The organism is Streptomyces sp. McG3 (assembly GCF_018619185.1).
Classification (GTDB): domain Bacteria; phylum Actinomycetota; class Actinomycetes; order Streptomycetales; family Streptomycetaceae; genus Streptomyces.
The window spans coordinates 1-4,689 of sequence record NZ_JAAXYC010000454.1; the positions used below are offsets into that span (position 1 = coordinate 1).

Sequence of the window (4,689 nt, forward strand, 5' to 3'; positions counted from 1 at the left end):
GTCGGATGTGTACAAGAGCCAGGGGGGAGCGGCGGTGGGTACGTTGAGCGAGCACAGCGCCGTCTCCGTGCCGCGGATCTCGATCTCCGTGACGGCCCCGTTGTCGAGTCGGGGGAAGATCCGCCGGTAGCGCCCGAGGGGAAGTCCGAGGAGTTCGCACAGGGCGATGCGCAGCAGGGTGTTGTGAGCGACGACGAGTACCTTTTCCCCCTGGTGACGGTGTGCGAGATCGCGCAGGGAGCCGGTCGCCCGAGCCGCGGCCAGGGCGACGGGTTCGGAGCCGGGGAAGGCGCCGGAGTCGGCGTCCTCGCGGAACCGCCGTACGGCTTCGGGGTCCTCCTGGGCCATCTCCTCGATGGTCCTGCCCTCGCCCCATCCGAAGTCCACTTCCCGCAGTCCCTCCTGGACGTCCGCCGCCAGGCCCAGCGCCGCCGCCGCGGGCGCCGCTGTCAGGCGGGCGCGGCCGAGCGGGGAGCAGGCGACCGCGTCCACGCCGCCTCGGGCGGCCCAGGATCCGAGGTCGGCTCCCTGGGTCAGGCCCCTGGGCGTCAGGGCGACGTCGGTGACACCGGCATACCGGTTCTCCGCGTGCCACTCGGTCTCGCCGTGGCGTACCAGCAGGAGACGAGAGGTCATGGGGAGGCCCTTTCGAGGTCGAGGCGCATCCGAAGGACCAGCAACAAGCCGTACGCGCGAGGCACATTGCCGGTTCACGTGAGCGCTGTTAAATTTAACAGAAATTCCACAGCCCAGGACCGGCCTGTCGCGGCTCGGATCACGCTCCGGCCTGCTCGCCCGCAACCCCACCGGCTCTCCTCGCAGAAGGAATCCGACGCATGCGCATCCTCGCCGCAGGCGACCACTTCGTCCGTCCCTCGTTGATCCGCGCGGCGGTGAGCCAGGAGCTGTCCCGCACGGGCCGGGAGGTCCCGGAGTTCACGGAGCTGACCCTCCCCTGGCCCCACGAGCCCTTCGGTCCGGTCGCGGAGGTCCGCGAGGCGAGCGGCACGGAGGGCGAGCTCGTCGAGGCGCTGGCCGGCGCCTCGGTCTGTGTGACGCAGATGGCCCCGTTCACCGAGCGGGTGTTCGCCGCGTCGCCCGCACTGCGTCTCGTCGCCGTCTCCCGGGGCGGGCCGGTCAATGTGGACCTGGCCGCGGCCACGCGTCACGGAGTCAGGGTCAGCTTCGCCCCCGGCCGCAACGCCCAGGCCGCCGCGGAGTTCGCCGTGGGGCTGATGCTCGCCGCGATGCGCCGCGTCACCGCCGCCGACGCGGAGCTCAAGCGGGGCGTCTGGCGGGGCGATCTGTACGCGTACGAGGAGAGCGGCGGTGAGCTCGGCGGTGCCACGGTCGGGCTCGTGGGCTACGGCGCCATCGGCCGGATCGTGGCACGGGTACTGCGCGCCTTCGGGGCCCACGTGCTGGCGGCCGACCCGTACGCCGACCGTGCGGCGGCCGAGGCGGACGGGGTCGAACCGGTCGAGCTGGACGCCCTTCTGAGCCGGAGTTCGGTGGTGAGCCTGCACGCCCGCCTGACGGAGGAGACCCAGCACCTGATCGACGCCCGCCGCCTCGGGCTGCTGCCGCACGGCGCGGTGTTGGTGAACTCCGCCCGCGGCGGACTGCTCGACCACGCGCCGCTTCCGGAGCTGCTGCGCGGCGGCGCTCTCGGGGCGCTCGCCCTCGACGTGTACGACATCGAGCCGATCCCCGCCGAGTGGCCCCTGCGTGACGTGCCGAACGTGATCACCACCCCCCATCTCGCGGGCGCGACCCGGCAGACGGCACACCGGGCGGCGGCCATCACCGCCGCCGAGGTCGGCCGTTTCCTGCGCGGGGAGAAGCTGTTCCACCTCGCGAACCCCGACGTCCTGACGGCCGGTCGGCCCTGACGGCCGCCGTCGCCGTGACCCCTCGCTCAGGAACCCGGCTCGTATCGGCTGCTACCGGCTCGTACAGGAGGCACCAGGCGTGAGCACCATCATCGGTGTGGACATCGGGACGTCGGTCACCAAGGCCGTGGCGTTCGACGGGACGGGCGGTGCCCTGGCCTCCGCGAGCCGGCGCTCGCGTCTGGACATGCTGCCGGGCGGACGGGTCGAACAGGATCTCGACGACGTCGTGACCGGTGTCTGCGATGTCGTGCGCGAGGTCGCCGCCGCGGTCGGCCGGCCGCCGGACGCCGTGGCCCTCACCGGGCAGGGGGACGGTCTGTGGCTGCGGGACTCCGAGGGCCGCCCGGTGCGGCCCGCCATCTCCTGGATGGACGCCCGGGCCTCGGACCTGGTGACCCGCTGGCTGGTGGACGGCACGATCGGCACCGCTTTCGCGCACACCGGCTCCGGCATGTTCCCCGGGTGCCACGGCCCGCTGCTGAACTGGCTCCAGGAGCACGAACCGGAGTCGCTGGACCGGGCCGCCGTCGCGGGGTACTGCGTCGACGCGGTCGCCCAGCGCCTCACCGGCGGGGTGTGCCTCGACGCCTCCGACGCGACGCTGCCGTTCCTCGACCCGCGCACCCGCCGCTACGCGCCCCAGGCCCTGGCCGCCTGCGGTGTCGGGGACCGGGCGGGGCTGCTGCCCCCTCCCGCCGCTCCGGGCACGGTGCTCGGGCTGGACGGTCGCGGCGCCGGACTCCTGGGGCTGCCGGAGGGGCTGCCGGTCGTGGCGGGGCCGTACGACCTGCCGGCCTGCGCGATCGGGAGCGGGGTGCGCGAGGTGGGGGACGGCGTTCTCATCCTCGGCACGACCCTCGCGAGCCAGGTGCTGACCGACCGCGTCGATCTCGATCCGCTCGCCGAGCCCGCCGGCATGTGGCTGTGCACGCCCACACCCGGCCGGTGGCTGCGCGCCATGCCCGCCATGGTGGGAACGGCGGCGCTGGAGTGGGTGCTCGCCCTCGTCGGCGCGACCACCGCCGACGTGGACGCCCTGCTCACCGACAGCCCGCCCGGAGCCCGGGGCGTCCACGCCTTCCCCTTCCTGTCCGAAGCGGGCGAACGGGCCCCGTTCGTCGAGCCGTCGGCCCAGGGCAGACTCGACGGGCTCAGTCTGGCGACGGGCCGGGAGGACGCCGTGCGGGCCGTCTGCGAGGCCATCGGCTACGCCGCCCGGCACTGTCTGGACACAGCGGGGCTGAGCGGCACGCTCGCACTGTGCGGCGGCGGCACCCGGTCAGTGCTGTGGGCCCGGCTGATCGCCGATGTCCTCGGCCGGCCGGTCCGGGTTCCGCTGGAGGAGCAGGTCGGGGCGCTCGGCGTGGTGTCCGTCGCCCGCGCCTCCCTGTCCCCCGGGTACGAGGCGCCGCCGGGGCGCCACCGGGTCGTCGAGCCGCGCGAGGACGTACGGGCGCTGTACGAGGACGGATACGGGCGGTACCGGGCGGAGTTGGCTACGGCCCGGGCCGAATGGGGGGCTCGCGCGCGGGTACCCCGACGTCTCTGAACGGGCCCACCGCCCTGTTATTTATGACATGCCCATTGACACTACTAACACGTGCGCTGTTAATTTGACGCGAAGGAGGGCTCTCCGCCTGAAGACCAGGAGATTCCAGTGAAGCAACGCTCTGTCAGATCGTTCGCCGCTGCCCTGTCCGCGATGGCGGTGATCGTCTCCGCCGCCGCCTGTACGACGAAAGCGCCGACCGGCACGGACGGCAGGTCGCCGGAGGACGCGAAGATCGCGTTCCTGATGCCCGATATCGCCTCCACCCGGTACGAGCTGTACGACGCCCCCCTCTTCAGGGCCAAGGTGAAGGATCTCTGCGGTGGTTGCGAGGTCCTGTACCAGAACGCGGGCGGCGACGCCGCGAAGCAACAGCAGCAGGCCGACTCCGCTCTCGCGCAGGGCGCCGACGTCATCGTGATCGATCCGGTGGACTCCGCAGCGGCGGCCAGCACCGTCCGTACGGCACAGGGACGAGGAGTCCCGGTCATCGCGTACGACCGGCCGATCCCGGCGGTCAAGGCCGACTACTACGTCTCCTTCGACAACGAGAAGATCGGCTCCATGATCGGCGCGTCCCTGGTGGAGCACCTCAAGGCCACCTCGGCCGAGGGAGGCCTCCTCCAGGTCAACGGATCACCGACCGACGCGGCGGCGGGCCTGATCAAGAAGGGCGTCCACAGCGCGGTCGACTCCAGCGGATTCGATCTCCTCGCCGAGTACGACACCCCTGCCTGGGAACCGGGCAAGGCGCAGAGCTGGGTCAGCGGCCAGATAGCCAAGTTCCCGGGCAGGATCGCCGGAGTGGTCGCCGCCAACGACGGCACGGGCGGCGGTTCCATCGCCGCGTTCAAAGCGGCCGGAGCGGCCGTGCCACCGGTGACCGGGAACGACGCCGAACTCGCCGCCGCCCAGCGGATCATCCAGGGCGACCAGTACAACACCATCTCCAAGCCCATCACGACCGTCGCGGAAGCAGCCGCCACCGCGGCGTTCGCCTTCGCCCGGGGAGAGAAGCCCCGGGGCGACACCAAGCTCTTCGGCACCCCATCGGAACTCTTCACCCCCACCGTGGTCACCAAGGAGAACATCGCGGAGGTCCTGGTGGGCGACGGGAAGCCGTTGAAGACCGCCGAGGTGTGCACGACGACGTACGCCGCCGCCTGCGCCGGGATAGGCCTCACCTAGGGCCCGACCGCGCGACGCCCACGACCGTCCGCGGCGGCGTACGTCGTCGTGCACACC

The 4,689-nt window shown here is 72.4% G+C and carries 4 protein-coding genes; 3 read left to right on the forward strand and 1 reads right to left on the reverse strand.

The window, feature by feature from the left end:
* Positions 1-636: histidine phosphatase family protein (locus HET64_RS36695; protein ID WP_215111566.1), on the reverse strand; the 636-nt coding region annotated here is incomplete at its 3' end.
* 200 nt (positions 637-836) lie between these two features.
* Between HET64_RS36695 and HET64_RS36700 the strand changes: the two genes are divergently transcribed.
* The 3 genes from HET64_RS36700 to HET64_RS36710 all read left to right on the forward strand — a co-directional run bounded on the left by HET64_RS36700 (position 837) and on the right by HET64_RS36710 (position 4,632).
* Positions 837-1,892 (forward strand): 2-hydroxyacid dehydrogenase, encoded by a 1,056-nt coding sequence (locus tag HET64_RS36700; protein WP_215111567.1) that lies wholly within the window; start codon positions 837-839, stop codon positions 1,890-1,892.
* 79 nt (positions 1,893-1,971) lie between these two features.
* Complete coding sequence (locus tag HET64_RS36705) at positions 1,972-3,444, forward strand: FGGY-family carbohydrate kinase (RefSeq protein ID WP_215111568.1); 1,473 nt, start codon at positions 1,972-1,974, stop codon at positions 3,442-3,444.
* A 108-nt stretch (positions 3,445-3,552) separates the two neighbouring features.
* Positions 3,553-4,632, forward strand: coding sequence for a substrate-binding domain-containing protein (locus HET64_RS36710; RefSeq protein WP_215111569.1), 1,080 nt, complete (start codon positions 3,553-3,555; stop codon positions 4,630-4,632).
* Positions 4,633-4,689: the final 57 nt, after the last annotated feature.